Genomic DNA, 16,083 nt, shown 5'->3' on the forward strand with positions numbered 1-16,083 from the left:
TGGCAACCTTATGGCTATCACTGTAAGGGAAACTTCACTATAAAGCGGGTTTTCTGCTCCAGGCTTTCGACCTGGATGCTACCTCCAATCCGTTCGGTTAGCTTTTTCACTAGAGCCAGCCCTAAACCCGTGCCACCGTACTTCCAGGGGTCGTTGTTGGGGATGCGGTAGAACTTATCAAAGATGCGAGACAACTCATGCACAGGAATTTCAACTCCGGAGTTTGTAACGCTCAGTTGTAAGCATGGAGGCTGTTCGGCTCCCCCGTTCCCACAGGGTAGGATAAAAGCTGGAGTGGAATTGGCTTTATCCCTTATCCTTAATCCTTGCTCTTGCTCTACCACCCTCACTGCCACCGTAATCGTTTCCTCGGCAGGCGTGTATTTGCAAGCATTGTTGAGTAGCTCACTGAGGATACGCCCCAGGTAAGATTGGTCAATCACCAGCGATGGCAGGGTATCAGGAATGTCTAGTATAAGTTGCTGCTGCTGGCTGCGGGCACGCTCGATAAATGGCTCTGTGATCGGGGGTAGCCAAACCGACAGGTCAAGCGGATTGGGTATCAGAAGTTCTGTTCCGGCATCCAGGCGGGCTAGATCCAATAAATCGTTGATCAGACTAATCTCGCGCTGGCACTCGTCTTTAAGAATACTGAAATAATGGGCAACTTTTGGGTTGGGTGTTGTGAGTTTTGGAGGACTGGATAGGGTGGGGTGGCTTAAACGGTTCTCCCCTGCGCTTTTGTCCTTCTGCCCCCTACTAGCCCCCTTGCTTCTTTGTCCCGCTGTCCCTTGACTGCTCTGCTCCCCACCTTTCTCTAACCCTGGCTCTTCCTTGAGCGCAATTTCTAACATCTGAGTTGCCATTTTGATGTTGGACATGGGGGTGCGCAGTTCATGGGAAACGGTGCTGAGGAAGTCATCTTTTAACTGGTTGAGCCGTTCCAATTCCTGCACCTGCGCTTGGGCTGCCTGGTAAAGGCGAGACTGGCGGAGGGCGATCGCACACTGGTTTGCGACCTGCTGCACCAGACGAATATCCTGCTCACTGAAACCGTAGTAAGACTGATTAATTAACCACAGATCGCCCAGTACTCCCTGATCGTCAAAAATGGGGCAGCACAACATCGCCACTTGCCCCCGTGATGGGTTAAGGATAAGGGAACAAAATTGAAAATGCAGACCACTTAAAAGCTGGCTATAAATCTCTGGGAAGTCTGCCATCTGTGACACGCGCCCATGAGAAGGAGAGACTGCCTGGGTAGTGTACTCAAAACAGATGGTAGACGTTCCTTGATTCATGTCAAACAAGGCAGCGTTGCAGGAGTTGACACCCAGCCCTTTAGCCAACTCTTCAACCGCACTTTCAAGGATCTGGGTTTCATCGAGCGAGTCACGCACTCGATCAGTAATTCGTTTCAGGGTTGATTCAAATTCTGAAGCCAGTTGCAACTCAGCAGTGCGCGCCCGTACCTGCCGTTCCAGTTCTGCGTTAAACCGCTGCACCTGATGGTGAAACTCAGCTTGTTGAATGGCGATTCCTGCCTGGGTTGCCAATTGCTTCATCAAGTCGATTTCACTTGACTGCCAGTACCGGGGTTCACTGCACTGGTGCGCAATCAACAGTCCCCAGAGGGCAGGGGGTGAGCGTCGAGTGTTTTCTACCTGAGGTTCTTCGCTGCCTAGCAAGATCGGCACAACCAGGCTGGCTCTTACCTGAAAGCCCTTTAAAAAATCAACATGGCAAGCTTTCAGTTTGGCTTTGTAAATGTCGTCTGTTACTTGAATGCGCCCATGCCTGTAAGCGATCGCATATCTCTGGCTAAAGCAGGGATCCTTAACGCTCGTTTCCAGAACTGACAATTCAGGTTTAATCACCGACTCCACGACGACGACACCACTCCAGTCAGGTTTAAACCGAAAAACCAGAACTCGATCCGCTTGCAGAACTTGCCGCACTTCGGTCACGGTGGTGGTCAGGATCTGGTTCAGGTTGAGCGATCGGTGAATGTGTTGGGTAATCGTGCGGAGGAGTTGTTCCCGTGCTGCCTGCGATCGCAGTTCTGCCTCAAGTTGCTTACGCTCTGTAATATCCAGCAAAGTGCCATATAACTGAACAGGCTTTCCTTGCTGGGTTATATAGGCTTCTCCCTTACCTTCGATGTAACGGACCGAGCCATCGGACTTCAGGATGCGAAAATCCAGACTGAAAGGGTTGCCAGTCGTTGTAATGGCATCAATCGCCGCCTGCACCAGGGGTTGGTCATCGGGATGAATTTGTTGAAGATGTGCTTCGTAGGAAGGTTCTGGCTGATTGGGGTCAAATCCAAAAATGTGAAAAACTTCTTCTGACCAGGTAATTTTTTGAGTACTGATATCCAGTTCCCAACTGCCCACATGGGCAACCCTTTGGGCAGCGGTCAGTCTGGCTTCGCTTTGACGCAACTGCTCCTCGACCAGTTTGTGTACCGTAATGTCGATTCCGGCACCAAACAACTTCACCACTTGTCCTTGTTCGTTTAGAACCGGTTCTGCTCGCCCAATTAGATAGCGGGTAGAGCCATCCAACCGTATAATTCGGTGTTCCAACTCATAGGGGATCCCTGCCTGAATGCAGCGCTCTACCAGGTGCTGCAATTGCTCTGAATCATCAGGATGCAGCATTTGCAGGTATTCACTGTAAGTAGGCTCTGCCTGGGTTGGATCTAGCCCAAAGATATGAAACATCTCCTCTGACCAGTGAATGGTTTGGGCAGCCAGATCAAATTCCCAACTACCGACATGGGCAACCCGCTGAGCTTCTCGCAACAGAATTTCTCTCTGACGCAGTGCTTCTTCTGCCTGGTTGCGTTTGTCTTCGGCGCGCTTGCGATCGCTGACATCCTGCACCAGCGACAGAATCGAAATTAAATTGCCAGCTTCGTCTAATTGGGCGGAGTTATGCCATTCACAATAAACAACAGAGCCATCTTTGCGGTAGTTACGATTGCTATGGGTAACGGAAGTCTCCCCACACTGTAACTGTTCAATAATGTCTAAAACATCCGTCAAATCATCCTCATGGACTAGATGCAGGTCTTTCCAGTGTTTGCCCAGCACTTCTTTTGCTTGCCAACCAAAAATCTGCTCTGCCCGCTGCGACCAGAACTGAATGCAAGCGTCGTGATCACAGCCAATAAATGCCAGGGAAGAGTTCTCAACATGGAACTGGAGGTAATCAAGTGCCTGGTGGAGGTCGGCTGTGCGTTGCTGAACTCGTTGTTCTAGTTCCTGGTTTAACTGTTGCAATTCCAGATCGGCGGCTTTTTGTTGGGTAATATCGCGCCCGACGGATTGGATCTCAAGGAATTCTCCTTCAGCGGTAAAAATGGCGCGATCGACCCACTGTTGCCAGCGCACTTCACCTGAAGGCAGAATGACCCGATGCTCGTAGGTCACCATTGGATTATCCCGACCGAGGGATGAAAAATGCTGTTGTACCTGGGCGCGTTCCTCTTCTGGAATTAAGGGCGTAAAGCTGTGCCCAATTAACGCCTCTGATGATTGACCAAAATAGCGGCAGTATGCTTGATTAACGAACGTTACAATGCGATTGGGTAACGCTCTGCAAATTAATTCGGTCTGGTCTTCAACAATTGCCCGGTAGCGGGCTTCGTTCAACTTGAGGTCCGTTTCTGCCTGTTTACGCTTTGTGATATCGCGCAAAACAGAAAGATGGCGGTGCGGCACAAAGTTAGCCGTTGCGGCAAATTCTACTTCCCGCACTTCCCCATCGGGGCGCACCAGACGAAACTCTGCCTTAACGTGCTCATCCCGCTGAAATGACTCCCAGGCAGCCGTGAAGTCAAACCCTGGTTCGGCAAAATCAACAATTCGCTGCCCCAGTAAGGCTTCTTTAGGCAGCCCAAATAACTCACAGGCGGCAGGATTGACATCGACATATATACCCTCGTCGTCCGCAATCAGCATCGCGTCAAGGGCACGCTCAAAAAATGCCCGAAGCTGGCGATCGCGTAAGCGCTGAGGGTTCACGTCGCCCAAACTGAGTGAGTACTCAGGTAACTCAAGCGTTTCCTCAGAACGATCGAGGGAACTGTACTCATCCGTTCCATCTTCAAAATCAGGGCAACCCAGTGGGCAGTCAGGGTTCATTTCACTAGCCTGTAGATTTTTTACTATAAAGGCTCAATTCATAACTCCTGGGAAATTGAAAGGTTTTGAAAGCTTTTCATATTCTCGATCTTCCCCGCCCCCAAGAAAATCTCAAATACCGTACATATAACTTTATTCAACTTGCCAATCTGTTATGACGATCTGATTCCAGGAGGTTGATTGAGATCCAAGTGTTATGATTCCCCTGTAGCTCTTTCTGAATCAAAGTAGGCTCCAATGACCACCCCGGCAGACTATAGCGAAACCGAACTGGACACTTTAAGACAGGCAGTGATCATGAGTGGACATGCCGTGGTTTTCTGCGAATTTACAATTGTTTCCATGGGCATTGAAATTGCCGCTTTAGGCAAAGAAATTACAAGTGCCACCCAAAAGTACCCTGATAGCCCCCTGATTCAAAAATTATTCGCCAACTATACTGAAAACCCGGAAGATGGCAAGCAGGAACCAACCTCCGAAATTACTCCTGAGCGGATCCTGGAGTCGGCTCTGACGCTGATTCGTCAAGCGCTGACAATCTTGAGTAGCAAAGCCACCCCTGCCGAGATCCAGGAGTATAAACAATTTATTTACTCCTGTGCCGATAGCGTAGCCAATGCTGCCGGTGAAGGTTTATTTGGCACGGGCAAAAAGGTGAGCCAGAAAGAAGCCACCACCCTGAGAGAACTCAAGACTGCCCTCGGCTTGTAACCGTAAAGTGACGGGTTACGTGCTACCCAGACCCTGTCCTCCAAGACCTCGGAGGTCTTATCTCGGTGTGACTTGGGTTGATGGAGTCATTCAATTGATTAATAATTTATTCCTGAAAACCAGAGTATAGGAACTAGAGTCGAAACTGGAGTCAGGTTCTCCCTACTCCTCACTCCCAAAATGACCCAGGACATTCCTTCCACTGACAATTTACCGGCTGACTCCTTCCAGGGACTTAGCGAACCAGAAGTCATTCAGCGTCGCGCTGCCGGACAGGGGAACAACGTCACCCTCCAGACCAGCCGATCCTACCGCCAGATCTTTCAAGAAAATCTGTTTAGCTTTATTAATCTGGTTTTCTTCGCCATCAGCGGGGTGATGATTGTGCTGCAACGCTATGGCGATGCCGTGCTGGTCGTGGTGGTCATCTTCAGCGGCATTTTGATGAATATTTACCAGGAGATTTGGGCAAAACGTAAGCTGGATGAAATTGCCCTGCTCAACCGCCCATCTGCCACGGTCATTCGGGATGGCAAAGAACACCATATTGACCCGAATGACATTGTCTTAGGAGACATTCTGGCGGTGCGATCGGGCGATCAAATCCTGGTGGATGGGGCTGTGGTAGGAGATGGACGGATTGATGTGGATGAATCCCTGCTAACGGGAGAATCTGACATGATCCCCAAACTGGCAGGAGATTCGGTTTACTCGGGTACCTTTTGCGTCAGTGGGAGTGGTTATTTTGAGGCCCAAAAAGTAGGAGCCGAGACAGTTGCCTATAAGTTGGTCACGGGGGCACGGGCATTTCGCCAAGTCTACACGCCATTACAACAGGAAATTAACCTGGTCATCCGTGTATTTCTGCTGCTTGCCTGCTTTCTGTGGATCCTGGTAGGAATTAGCTTTTTGAGCCGATCGCTCCCCCTGGTCGATCTGGCTCAACGGGCTGCCGTGATTGCAGGGCTGGTGCCTGCGGGACTGTTGATTGCGATTACCCTGGCATACGGGACGGGCGCGGTACGGATGCTGGGCGAAAATGTGCTGATCCAGCAGGCAAATGCAGTCGAGTCGTTGAGCAATGTCGATGTGCTGTGTCTGGACAAGACCGGGACACTGACCACGAATCAACTCAAGTTACAGTCCGTTGATCCGATTGGGATTAACCCAGAAGAGTTGAAGCAAGCATTGGCAGACTTTGCCACGAACACGGCTGCCCATAATCGCACCAGTGATGCCCTGGTAGCAGTCCTGTCGGGGCGGGAACGCACGATCAAGGCAGAGGTTCCTTTCTCCTCGGCTCGCCAGTGGAGCGCGATCGCGTTCAAAGACTCTCCCAAGCCTGGTGTTTATGTGATGGGAGCGCCAGAAATGCTTGCCAGGTCTGCCCCTCTGACGGATGAGATCACCAGCCAGATCCAGGCAGGAGTGCAGCAGGGGTTACGGATTCTTCTTTTTGCCTACAGTGATGATGTAAACGCCTTCGATGGCTGTGAAGATCGTCCTATCCTTCCGCCTAACCTGATACCAATCGGTCTCCTCCAATTCAGTGACCAGCTTCGTCCCCAGGTGCGGGAAACGCTGGATGGATTCTCTAAAGCCGGAATCAACGTCAAAATTATTTCCGGTGATAATCCTCAGACGGTGGGTGCTCTTGCAACCCAGGCTGGGTTTAGCTCCGAGATTCGGCTGGTTTCTGGACCCGAACTGGCAATTATGGATGATGCCCGGTTCAATCAGGCGGCGCTTTCCTGTAACGTCTTTGGTCGCATTACCCCAGAGCAGAAAGCAAAGCTGGTCAAGACTTTACGCCGCCAGGGGCACTATGTTGCCATGATTGGGGACGGCGTTAATGACGTGCTTTCGCTGAAGCAGTCAAACCTGGGGATCGCAATGGAGAGCGGCAGTAAGGCAACCAGAGGGGTCGCTGACATTGTTTTGCTGAAAGATTCCTTTGCCTCGTTGCCCCACACTTTTTTAGAGGGACAACGAATTCACAATGGCATCCGGGATGCCCTGGCATTGTTCATTGTGCGTGTGTTTGCGATTACGCTGCTCATCTTCTCCACGGCAATGGTGACAGACAGTTTTCCGCTGGTGAATAAGCACAGCGCACTGGTCTCCCTGTTTGGCGTGGGGCTGCCGACGGTCATGCTGCCCATCTGGGCAAAACCGGGAGGCGCAGGCAAGCGGCGCAGTATTGTGCGATCGCTCCTTCACTTCACTATCCCATCTGCCCTGACCCTGAGCCTGGTTGCCCTGCTGGTTTACATGCTTTACCTGGTCAGTGCCATCCTGGACCTGTCCCCCGGCTCAGAATTTACCCAGGTTGATTACCGCCAACCCCGCACGGCTCTAGTCACCATCTTCATTCTGGGCGAATTGCTTCTGATTCCATTCTTGAAACCTCCTACCACCGCATGGGTCGGTGGTGAACCCCTGAGCGGCGACTGGCGCTACTCGATCATGGCAGTTTTTCTACTGGGAGCTTATTTGCTGGTTCTGATTGTTCCCTTTTCCCGCCATTTCTTTGAACTATCTCCCCTCACCCCGATTGATTGCCTTTTCCTATTGCTGGTTGCCCTGGAATGGTGCCTAATTCTGCGAGCCGTTTGGCGCACCCGGTTTCTGGATCGGTTCTTAGGTGTCGATTTAAGTTGAAAGTTTCTCGTTACCAAGCTGGAGCTTGGTAACGAGAAACTTTCAATTTCCCACCCCCTCCTCCCCTCCCCCCATGCCCAACCTCTCCTCTAACAACGAAATTCCCCACTACTCCGTCACTGTGTGGGAAGGCATTTTGATTGTGATGGGAGCGATCGCTCTGGTTGCAGCGGGGATGGTTGGCTTGGGCGTTAAAGTGCTGAATAATGCCTTTGACCCAATCCGGGCGGAGGCGATCGCCAAGAGCCTGATGGATTATAAAATTCCTGGTGGCTCCCAGGGGGTGTTTGGCATCAACATCGGTAGTGCCAAACTTGCCTGGGTCAGGAGCAATACCACTCCACCGGATGTCACTCTGTTTACCGGGAAAACCCCCCTGACGAAGGAAAGTGATCAGAAAGCTCAGGAAGAACTGAGACGGGACTTTGAAAATCCTCCTACAGGAGATGTGAACCCAGAATTTGTGATTACGGATTCAGCTAGTGAAAATCGTCTGTTCTGTGGGCAGGTTGTTCCGGTCACGGTTGAGAGAGGGGATCAGTTTTTTGGCGAACTCTCGGCTCCTATACCCGCAGTCCGGTACGTGATTAGCACTACAGAAGGCACCGTCGAACGCCTGGTGATTCTCACTACAAATGGCAAAAAGGCAGAGGAGAAGGCAGAAGAAGTATTTAGTTCATTGAAGTGCAGATGAAAATATCGCCTACTGGCGATCGCTGACCGCCTATCTCTATCACCCATGTTTCTGGTTTAAACTTGGTGAAGATAAGCCTGTATTCCTTAAAACATGTGGGTTTTGGCATTTCGTTTCTACTACCTTCGCTTTAATTTGAGGTTAACCTGGGAAAGGCAAGGCTTTTCCAGGAAGTCAAATTTACGATGCAAGATACGTTCTACGAACTGCTCCACGCCCTTGATACCATCTACAGCGGTTGGATTCTTTGGAATCTGTTTCTGGCGTTGATTCCTTTAGTCCTCAGTTTCTGGTTATTCCGTCGAAAAACCCCTGAGCGTCTACCCATATGGTGGATTCTTTTTGTAATCTACGTTGCTTTTTTGCCCAATGCACCCTATCTGCTTACCGATATCATCCATCTGATCCGGGGCATCCGGGCAGGCTATTCAGCTACAGTCATTAGCCTGATTTTTGTGCCCCTACATGTATGCGCAATTTTGATTGGGTTTGAGGCATATGTGGTGTCGTTGATCAACCAGGGGCATTACCTGAAGCGCATTGGGCTGAGGCAATACGTGCTCTGGAGTGAACTGGCCAGCCATTTTCTGTGTGCGATCGGTATTTTTATTGGCAGATTCCGGCGTTACAACAGTTGGGATCTGGTCGCTGACCCCAGAGATCTGATTTATCAGACATTAGACGATTTAACTTCCAAACGTCCGCTGCTCGTCATAGTCGTGACTTTTACCATTCTCACCATTCTGTACTGGGTGATGAAGCAAGTCACCCTCGGACTGGTTCTGCGAATTCGCTACGCCCGCCTGGGGAAAGACGTGGATTAGAGCGGAGTTGAGAGTTGAAAGTTAAGCGTGGGAATTCTCGCTGTCTCTCCACTCCTCTACTCCCCCTCTGCTCACCACGGTGCCCAGTTCTTCCAATCTAAGTTGAAAATTGATGTGCCGGGGAATGCGGTTGGGTTGCCGTTTGCCTCTAAGCGCTGCTGGAGCGCAATCAGTTTTGGCTGAATGCTGGGCAATTCCTCAGTAAGTTGATGGGGCAATATTCCATTTTCCAGCGCAAACGATGCGGTTGTTCCGGCGGCTGCCCCAATCGACCATTCAAAGGAATGAACCCGATAAGCGGCAGCAGCACTATAGCTGGTGGCGATGCTTTTGCCTGCGACCAGCAGGTTGTCAATTCGCTGAGGAATCATTGCCCGCAGCGGAATCTGTGCTGGATAGGAGGGACCATGTGCCTGTCGGACTCCCGGACGTTCAATATTGCCCGGTTTCTCAGGGGGAGCCTCCTGCATACAGGGGTGAAAATCGATCGCGTACTGGGAAATACCAACGGAGTCGATGTAGATGCGCGATCGCGTCCGGCGTTGCACCTGTTCTGGAGGAGTCCCTTCAATAATGACTTTGTAGGTGTCCAGTCCGGCAATATCGGTCCACAGGTTTTCGTACATCCGTTCGGGTAAGTTCCGATAATAGTCCTCCCGAAAGTCAGCCATTGAAAAATCGGTTTCAGCAATGCTAAATCCGTTGGGGTAGCCAAATGCCGGACGACCAATGATTCGCCGCGCTTCGCGGATATAGGGATATTTAGACAAGCCATGCATGGTTCCCATTGGGGACTCAAACCCAGTCAGCAGACGGTGATTGGGGTGGGGCTTTTTCTGGCTGGGGGTTAACTGCGAATCCGTGGTGCCAGCCACCAGCCAGTAATAGTAACCCAGGGCGATTTCTTCCGCATTCCTGAGGGACTCAGTGCGTAAGCCTCCTAGCCACCCGCCACCCGTCAGTTGTCCAGTCTGCTGAAGTTGCTCACGCGATAAAACAAGATTATCCTGGGCAGTGCCGGGGCGGTAGTCATTGCCCCAGGTCCAGTTCTGCATCGAAATGGAACCGGGGAAAGAGGCGGGTAGGGTAAAGGGACCGGCTTTCTCCATCACGTCTGTGACCGGATTCCAGATGCGGCGGTAGGTGAATACGTACTCAAACTCTGCCCGTTTGGGGTCCTCATCGTAGCCATAGTAAGGCTCATACTGGGGATAGAACGGCGGCATTGGCTGTGGCTGTGTGTCCTTTGTCCGCTCCATTGCAAAGGTATAGGTATAACCCTGAAGACAGTAGGGATCGCCTGTTTCCGTTGGTGAGGAGGGATTACGGTGGGTGCGTGGGTCTAACCCAACCCGATAGGGCACATCCGCCAGCGCGATCAAATCCCCATTTTCACTGGCATCAATGACGATCCAGCGAGAACCTGGCTGTGCTGCGGAACGGCTCCCTGAACTGTGCATCTCTCCCTTTGCTGGAACAAACCGAATAATCTGTTTAGAGAGGCGTGCCGAGTTTTCGTAACGGTGGGCATCTTCAAAAATAAGAGAAAGGGGTTCGGTGTTGAGGGGGGGAGTGCCCGGAGCAGGGCTGTGCTGGATGGCGATCGCCCCTGCAATCAACGTGCCATCTGCACTCAGACTCAGATCTTTAATCACGGTGAAAGGAAACCATTTCAAAGTTCCTTTCCCTTCCCTGGCGGCTTCCTCCACCATCTCCACTAAAATTTGCTGGGCATCTCTGGGCAAGAAACAGGATGCGCTGACCCAGCAGCCGCCTGGGTCTAGCCTGCCATACTTCTGTTCAATTCGCTGCCGGAACTCCTTATATCCACGGGGAAAGAAAAGAAGCTGCCGCTGCTGCCGTGCTTCATCCAGGGCAGAGGTTCCCTGAGCGGTGAGTTGCCCACCCACCCAGTCTGTGATTTCAGTCATGCAAACCGTTCTCCCTGCCCGTAGCGCTTCGATCGCCGTGGAAGTCCCTGCCAGTCCACCCCCAACCACTAAAATTTCACATTCAACGGTTTGATCTGGACTTCGAGGCGGGGGGGGCGAAGCTCTTTGCTCTTGAGCCAGTAGAGGGGGGGCGATCGCTGCCAGCCAAACCAGAGCCAACAGGGTATAGCGGAGAGTCAAAACAGGAAAGCGCTGAGTCATCAGAAACAAAACTGGACTTGACCAGTGAATATTTTTAGGATTTGCATGTTTACCGTTACCAAACTATCCACTCACGTCGATTCTGCCTGAAGGCTTATGTTAGAGGATATTTGAAAAGTCCGACGGTTAAACCCGCGACTAGGTGAACAAAGTCCACCTGCAAAGACTCTTCTCAATTTGTCCCGTTTGTAAAATTTCCATGCAATAATCTCGACTCAGGAACGTTGAAAGCATGAATTTTTCTCAACTTCGAGGAGTGATATTTATGAATCAAACTGGTTTGAAAACAACTACCAATTTTTTCGCTGCGGTGGCGATCGCCCTGGCGAGTACAGTGCTGCCTGCTATGGCACAGGATACCCCCGCCCCTGACTCTCCGGCAGAAGCGGTTCCGGCGGTTGAGCAAGCTGTCCCTACTCAGGATCCGCTATGTCGTGCGGCGAACCGTTCCACCCCCATTTTTGAATCGGACTCTACTATCAGTTCTGCGCTGCGGCTTGTTCCACCAGACGGATTGGTCAAATTGGTCGCCGTTCCTCCGGCGGGCAGCCAATTTGCCCAGATCAATTTGCCAGTTGCGGGATACATTCAAACAGCCGTCCTGAAGTCTTGTGGCGCTCCCCCACCGCCGCCCCGCACATCCTGCCGTGTCCTGAGAATGCCTGAGGCAGTTAATGTTCGCAGTACACCGACCATAAACCAGTCCAACATTGTTGCTTCTCTCCTGCGTGGTCAACGGGTCTTTGTCGTTTTAGATGCCAACGGCAATGTCGTGAGTCGCCAGGCAGATGGCTACAACTGGGTTCAGGTGGATTTAACGAACACGCCCTTCCTGCGTCCTTCTGGTACCGGCTGGTTGTATAACAGCATTGTTGGCAGCCCCAACAGCAACCTGGCGTATTGTCAGTAGCAGATACGGGGGAGGAGTTGTAGGTTTTGGGTTTTGAGTTACAGTTCACTCAACGAAATTGCTCTATATCTTCACTCTCAACTCCCAATTCTCAACTCTCAACTGCCGACCCCCAATACCTGATTCTTTCACTTACAGCGGTTGCCGATTGGGTAAGCCACAAATTGTAGGGTGGGCATCGCCCACAAAGCCCCGTAGTCAGAGCTTTTGGAAAATGTGGGCAGTGCCCACCCTACCGGGAATTGCTGTAGGTGGACTGATTCTTTCACTTAGGTGGACGTTCTGCGGCGATCGCCAGATCCCGTGGATGTTGGGTTTCGTAAACTCAACCCAACCTACCAAAATCTCTCATTCCTTAGGTGGACGTTCTGCGGCGATCGCCAGTCTTACTCCGGGAATCAGGCGCAGTTGATCCATCACGGCAACGACGCGCCCGTGGTTGACTCGTTCATCAGCGCTGATGGTGACAACTGCCTGGGGATTAGTGCCAACCAGCGTGCGAACCCGTGCCTGGAGATCGTCAAGCTGGGCGGGTTGCTGGTTGAGGCTAATCCCTCCCTGGGGATTGATTGTGACCACAATTTCGCCTGCTGCCTGGGCTTCTGCTGTAATTGCTTGAGGCAAGTTTACTGACAGCCCGGTAGAGCGGGTGAGAAAAAGGGCAGACATGATAAAAAAGGTCAGCAGCGCAAAGATCACATCAATCATGGGCACGATGTTGATCTGGAGTGGCAGTTCGGGTTCCTCAGGTAGACGCATAGGGATATTTTCCTTATTCGTAGCGACGGCGGTAAAGTAGCTCCAGTTGCCCACCATATTCCTGAATCAGCGCATTTTGTCGCAGATAAAGCCCTCGAAAGGTGTTGGCAAACAGGAGGGTAAAAATGGCTACAGCTAACCCAGCGGCAGTAGATACGAGGGCTTCGCTGATACCGGCAGTGACGCTAGCGGCTTCACTCCCCGCGACCTCACCCAGTCTGAGGGAAGCAAAGGAACTGATCAGCCCTAGCACCGTGCCCAACAGTCCCAGCAGGGGAGAGAGACTGATAATGGTTTCAAACACAGTGTTGAACCGCTTCAAGAGGGGAAGTTCTGCCTGAGCGGCACTTTCTAAGGCAAGCCGAAATTCTTCGGGGGTAGGGCGTTCTAGCTCTAGGGCAGCTAGAAAAATGCGGGCGATCGGCAGATCCAGGTTTTGCTCCAGCTTTAAGAAAGCGGCTCTAGGACTGCGTTTATAGAGATCAAGCACCTCTCGCACGACCCGATCCTGGCGACGAGCTACCCGCGCCCAAAACCCAATTCGTTCCATAATCAGAGCAACTGCGAGGATGGAAAATCCCAGCAGGGGCCACATGACGATACCACCAGTGGTAAACAGATTGCCAAATGGCATGAATGTTATCCCTATCAGAGTAAGGGCTTGAATTACCCTTCCATAGATTATCAGTCAGGCTTTCTGGTTCGCACGAATCATTGCTCTTGCACTAACCGCAGGTAATTCTGCCTTAACTGAAAGTGGCTTTCTGCCAGCTTGTTAGACATTTCTTTCTCAATGTCGCTGAACTGCTGCCAAAATGAAGCGGAGCGACGGGCTATCAACACTTCTTGCCATAAAGCTTCTAGCAGTTCTGTTGCGACTGAATTTGAGCCAACGTCATCCATTAGTTGAGTAAAGGTTTGACTGGCATTTCGGTGTTGTTTGGGGTCCTGCGCCAAAAGAAGGCATTCGCGGAGTTGAGCGGTCTGCTCCTGGGTAAGGGATTGGGTCATAATTGGTAGGAATGTATTGTGACAACAGCGAAACAATTTTTACATTTCTTAAAATTGTTCGCATTTCTTAAGATTATTGTCGAAGTAAATGCTTGCGTCAAACGGGACTGATTTCTAGACACTATGGTTAAACAGCGAGTTCTTTCTGGGGTTCAACCAACGGGCAATCTTCATCTGGGCAACTACCTGGGAGCTATTCGTAACTGGGTAGAAGGGCAGGATCAGTACGATAACTTCTTCTGTGTCGTGGATCTGCACGCTATCACAGTCCCTCACAATCCTGCCACCCTGGCATCCGATACCTATGCGATCGCCGCTCTCTACCTTGCCTGTGGCATTGATCTGAACTACTCCACTATTTTTATTCAGTCCCATGTTTCGGCCCATACTGAACTGACCTGGCTACTCAACTGCATCACTCCCCTCAACTGGCTGACCGATATGATCCAGTTCAAGGAAAAAGCCATTAAACAGGGAGAAAACGTGGGCACTGGTTTGTTGGACTATCCTGTGTTGATGGCATCAGACATTCTGCTGTATGACGCTGACAAGGTGCCCGTGGGTGAAGACCAGAAGCAACATATTGAACTGACTCGCGATATTGTTAATCGGCTGAATCATCAGTTCGGTAAGCCAGACCAGCCCGTCCTGAAGTCTCCATACCCGCTGATTCGGGCAGATGGTGCCCGCGTGATGAGCCTAACGGATGGCACCAAAAAAATGTCTAAGTCCGATCCATCAGACATGAGCCGAATTAATCTACTCGACTCTCCAGAGGTCATTCAGAACAAAATCAAACGGTGTAAGACTGACCCGGTGCGGGGACTGGTATTTGGAGACCCAGAGCGCCCAGAGTGTAACAATCTGTTAACCCTCTACCTGCTGCTCTCCGGAAAATCTAAGGATGAGGTCGCGGCTGAATGTCGGGAGATGGGTTGGGGACAGTTCAAACCCCTGCTGACGGAAACCACGATCGCCCATCTGAAACCGATCCAGGACAGGTATCACGAAATCATGGACGAAAAGGGTTATCTAGAATCTGTTCTGCGAGATGGGCGAGAAAAGGCATCCGAGATTGCCAATGCAACACTCCGTCGGGTTAAGCTCGCCTACGGCTACTCCTTACCAACCCCATAAGCAGAAGCGCTATATCCCCGGAATTTTCTCCAAGATTCCGGGGATCTAATTCTAAGAACGTTCCTGTAAGCTCACATCCAGGGTCGTAGACAGGTCAAGCTGAAGTGTTTCCGTCGCAACGGGCACGGAAGGCAACTGGGCAACCCCCATTGTTTTCATCAATTGTGCCAGGGCATATTCCAACTGTTCGCCTGCATCCTGCGCAACCCAGCCCTCAGGCGTTTGTTGGTGAAACTCAAAATGCAGGTGGGGTCCGGTAGACATGCCCGTATTACCGACCCGTCCAATCACAGTCCCCTGGCTGACCCATTCCCCTGGTTTGACAAAAAGCTCTGAGAGGTGGGCGTAGAGCGTCTGTTGGCTGCTTTTGTTGTGTTCCAGCAACACGGTTAAACCGTAGCCACCCAGAAAGTCGGCAAGTGCGACCTGACCGGCGTAGGCGGCTAATACGGGTGTGCCAATTGGCGCACCGATATCCGTTCCAGAATGGAACCGCTGTTCACCTGTAATAGGATGGAACCTCCAACCAAATAGGGAGGTAATGGGAGAAGGAATGGACAGGGGAAAAATGAGCCGAATATTACCATTTCCCAGCCGTCCAGGTGGACGCAGGCTGCGATAGTAGTAGTCCCTGGCTTTGGGAGTGGTGCCAAAGGCTAAACCATAACTATTGACTGGCAACGGTCCGACTTCTGCCCTGGTAGGAGCCTCTGGGATCCTGACCACCCGTGGCTGTTCACTACTACGCTGGGTTGCTCCAATGTTATAGGTGGTGGAGTCGATGTAATTCTCGCCCGCATCTAGAGGAGCCGGAGAGAGATCAGGAACGGAATCCAGGGGGGCAGCCGCGGGAAAATTCTCTGACAGAGAAGGGGCAACTTCAGGCAACGGCTCTACCCATGCCGGAGTAGACTCTCCAGGCATTTCCAGGACTGGTTCAGACGTTTCCTGCGATCGCGCCATACCCGCGCTAAAAATTGCCACCAGGATAGTAAAAAGGCTAACCCCTCGCCACAGGAGCGATTGTTGAAGCAGGCTTGGGAAAGAATCTGGTCTGGTGTCAGTCATTGTC

At 51.4% G+C, this 16,083-nt stretch carries 12 protein-coding genes; 6 read left to right on the forward strand and 6 right to left on the reverse strand.

Annotated elements, in window-relative coordinates; all coding sequences use genetic code 11:
* Positions 1-17 precede the first annotated feature (17 nt).
* Positions 18-4,151, reverse strand: a complete 4,134-nt coding sequence (locus AC1S52_RS23695; protein WP_482031504.1) for a sensor histidine kinase — start codon at positions 4,149-4,151, stop codon at positions 18-20.
* A 237-nt stretch (positions 4,152-4,388) separates the two neighbouring features.
* Between AC1S52_RS23695 and AC1S52_RS23700 the strand changes: the two genes are divergently transcribed.
* From AC1S52_RS23700 to AC1S52_RS23715, 4 genes are all read left to right on the forward strand, one after another.
* Positions 4,389-4,862: a hypothetical protein gene (locus AC1S52_RS23700; RefSeq protein WP_482031505.1), complete on the forward strand. Its 474-nt coding sequence runs from the start codon at positions 4,389-4,391 to the stop codon at positions 4,860-4,862.
* Between the two features lie 180 nt (positions 4,863-5,042).
* The gene (locus tag AC1S52_RS23705; protein ID WP_482031506.1) at positions 5,043-7,523 is read left to right on the forward strand and encodes an HAD-IC family P-type ATPase; all 2,481 of its coding nucleotides are present in this window, start codon (positions 5,043-5,045) and stop codon (positions 7,521-7,523) included.
* Positions 7,524-7,596: 73 nt separating this feature from the next.
* The gene (locus AC1S52_RS23710; RefSeq protein WP_482031507.1) at positions 7,597-8,217 is read left to right on the forward strand and encodes a hypothetical protein; all 621 of its coding nucleotides are present in this window, start codon (positions 7,597-7,599) and stop codon (positions 8,215-8,217) included.
* Positions 8,218-8,402: 185 nt separating this feature from the next.
* A complete protein-coding gene (locus tag AC1S52_RS23715; RefSeq protein ID WP_482031508.1) occupies positions 8,403-9,041 on the forward strand; it encodes a DUF1361 domain-containing protein in 639 nt (212 codons plus the stop codon).
* Positions 9,042-9,112: 71 nt separating this feature from the next.
* Here AC1S52_RS23715 and AC1S52_RS23720 read toward each other — a convergent pair whose 3' ends face one another.
* Positions 9,113-11,194, reverse strand: a complete 2,082-nt coding sequence (locus AC1S52_RS23720; RefSeq protein ID WP_482031509.1) for an FAD-dependent oxidoreductase — start codon at positions 11,192-11,194, stop codon at positions 9,113-9,115.
* Positions 11,195-11,459: 265 nt separating this feature from the next.
* Between AC1S52_RS23720 and AC1S52_RS23725 the strand changes: the two genes are divergently transcribed.
* Entirely contained in the window at positions 11,460-12,104 is a 645-nt protein-coding gene (locus tag AC1S52_RS23725; protein ID WP_482031510.1) for an SH3 domain-containing protein, read from the forward strand.
* 348 nt (positions 12,105-12,452) lie between these two features.
* Here AC1S52_RS23725 and AC1S52_RS23730 read toward each other — a convergent pair whose 3' ends face one another.
* The 3 genes from AC1S52_RS23730 to AC1S52_RS23740 all read right to left on the reverse strand — a co-directional run bounded on the left by AC1S52_RS23730 (position 12,453) and on the right by AC1S52_RS23740 (position 13,874).
* Positions 12,453-12,863: an ExbD/TolR family protein gene (locus AC1S52_RS23730; RefSeq protein WP_482031511.1), complete on the reverse strand. Its 411-nt coding sequence runs from the start codon at positions 12,861-12,863 to the stop codon at positions 12,453-12,455.
* 13 nt (positions 12,864-12,876) lie between these two features.
* Positions 12,877-13,497: a MotA/TolQ/ExbB proton channel family protein gene (locus AC1S52_RS23735; protein ID WP_482031512.1), complete on the reverse strand. Its 621-nt coding sequence runs from the start codon at positions 13,495-13,497 to the stop codon at positions 12,877-12,879.
* 77 nt (positions 13,498-13,574) lie between these two features.
* Entirely contained in the window at positions 13,575-13,874 is a 300-nt protein-coding gene (locus AC1S52_RS23740) for a hypothetical protein (RefSeq protein WP_482031513.1), read from the reverse strand.
* Between the two features lie 123 nt (positions 13,875-13,997).
* Between AC1S52_RS23740 and trpS the strand changes: the two genes are divergently transcribed.
* Complete coding sequence (gene trpS, locus AC1S52_RS23745) at positions 13,998-15,011, forward strand: tryptophan--tRNA ligase (RefSeq protein ID WP_482031514.1); 1,014 nt, start codon at positions 13,998-14,000, stop codon at positions 15,009-15,011.
* A 51-nt stretch (positions 15,012-15,062) separates the two neighbouring features.
* Here the strand turns inward: trpS and AC1S52_RS23750 are convergent, their stop codons facing one another.
* On the reverse strand, positions 15,063-16,079 hold the full coding sequence (locus AC1S52_RS23750) for a M23 family metallopeptidase (RefSeq protein ID WP_482031515.1): 1,017 nt from the start codon (positions 16,077-16,079) through the stop codon (positions 15,063-15,065).
* Positions 16,080-16,083: the final 4 nt, after the last annotated feature.

It is taken from the genome of Kovacikia sp. CALU 1929 (genome assembly GCF_056784235.1).

Bases quoted from the DNA above. Each gene is read 5' to 3' on its own strand.
- AC1S52_RS23695 (WP_482031504.1), bottom strand. From the start codon at position 4,151: ATGAACCCTGACTGCCCACTGGGTTGCCCTGATTTTGAAGATGGAACG.
- AC1S52_RS23700 (WP_482031505.1), top strand. From the start codon at position 4,389: ATGACCACCCCGGCAGACTATAGCGAAACCGAACTGGACACTTTAAGA.
- AC1S52_RS23705 (WP_482031506.1), top strand. From the start codon at position 5,043: ATGACCCAGGACATTCCTTCCACTGACAATTTACCGGCTGACTCCTTC.
- AC1S52_RS23710 (WP_482031507.1), top strand. From the start codon at position 7,597: ATGCCCAACCTCTCCTCTAACAACGAAATTCCCCACTACTCCGTCACT.
- AC1S52_RS23715 (WP_482031508.1), top strand. From the start codon at position 8,403: ATGCAAGATACGTTCTACGAACTGCTCCACGCCCTTGATACCATCTAC.
- AC1S52_RS23720 (WP_482031509.1), bottom strand. From the start codon at position 11,194: ATGACTCAGCGCTTTCCTGTTTTGACTCTCCGCTATACCCTGTTGGCT.
- AC1S52_RS23725 (WP_482031510.1), top strand. From the start codon at position 11,460: ATGAATCAAACTGGTTTGAAAACAACTACCAATTTTTTCGCTGCGGTG.
- AC1S52_RS23730 (WP_482031511.1), bottom strand. From the start codon at position 12,863: ATGCGTCTACCTGAGGAACCCGAACTGCCACTCCAGATCAACATCGTG.
- AC1S52_RS23735 (WP_482031512.1), bottom strand. From the start codon at position 13,497: ATGCCATTTGGCAATCTGTTTACCACTGGTGGTATCGTCATGTGGCCC.
- AC1S52_RS23740 (WP_482031513.1), bottom strand. From the start codon at position 13,874: ATGACCCAATCCCTTACCCAGGAGCAGACCGCTCAACTCCGCGAATGC.
- trpS (WP_482031514.1), top strand. From the start codon at position 13,998: ATGGTTAAACAGCGAGTTCTTTCTGGGGTTCAACCAACGGGCAATCTT.
- AC1S52_RS23750 (WP_482031515.1), bottom strand. From the start codon at position 16,079: ATGACTGACACCAGACCAGATTCTTTCCCAAGCCTGCTTCAACAATCG.